This is a genomic window from Prevotella sp. Sow4_E9_plate (assembly GCF_052116205.1).
Classification (GTDB): Bacteria; Bacteroidota; Bacteroidia; order Bacteroidales; family Bacteroidaceae; genus Prevotella.
The window spans coordinates 1-885 of sequence record NZ_JBQKLN010000122.1 but is presented as its reverse complement, the minus strand read 5'-3'; the positions used below and the strand labels follow the sequence as shown (position 1 = coordinate 885).

The following is an 885-nucleotide window of genomic DNA, read 5'->3' as shown; positions in this document are numbered from 1 at the left end:
AAACTCACACCTTTTGGAGGAATTTTTTCAATCATGGAGAAATTTGACTCCATGCTTTCACCCGTTATCGACTCAACACTGGGTCAGAGATGCAGCAGTATCTTCGGATATCAGTTCAGCGAGATAGTCCGTTCGCTGATGAGCGTTTATTTCTGTGGCGGCTCATGCGTGGAAGATGTAACGTCACAACTGATGCGCCATCTCTCGTATCATCCTACCCTTCGTACATGCAGCTCTGATACCATCCTCAGAGCCATCAAGGAACTGACACAGGAAAACATCTCCTATACTTCCGACCAAGGCAAGACCTATGATTTCAATACTGCAGACAAACTCAACACATTGCTTATAAACGCTTTGGTTTCTACAGGCGAGTTGAAGGAAATTGAGGAATACGATGTTGACTTTGACCATCAGTTCCTTGAAACGGAGAAGTATGATGCAAAACCGACCTACAAAAAGTTCCTCGGCTACAGGCCTGGCGTATATGTTATCGGTGACAAGATAGTCTATATCGAGAACAGCGATGGTAACACGAATGTGCGTTTTCATCAGGCAGACACCCATAAGAGATTCTTCGCTCTTCTGGAATCCCAGAACATCCGTGTAAATCGCTTCAGGGCAGACTGCGGTTCCTGCTCGAAGGAAATCGTCAGTGAGATAGAGAAGCATTGCAAACATTTCTACATCCGTGCCAACCGATGCAGTTCGCTCTACAATGACATCTTTGCTCTGAGAGGATGGAAGACGGAGGAGATTAACGGCATCCAGTTCGAACTCAATTCCATTCTCGTTGAGAAATGGGAAGGCAAGTGCTATCGTCTTGTCATCCAGAGACAAAGACGCAACAGTGGCGACCTTGACCTGTGGGAAGGCGAATACACT

The 885-nt window shown here is 46.1% G+C and carries 1 protein-coding gene; it reads left to right on the top strand.

Features of this window, described 5'->3' with window-relative positions; translation table 11 throughout:
- Positions 1 to 885, top strand: an 885-nt coding sequence (locus tag ACTQ53_RS17510; RefSeq protein ID WP_441934592.1) for an IS1380-like element IS612 family transposase, incomplete at both ends; no start/stop codon positions are given.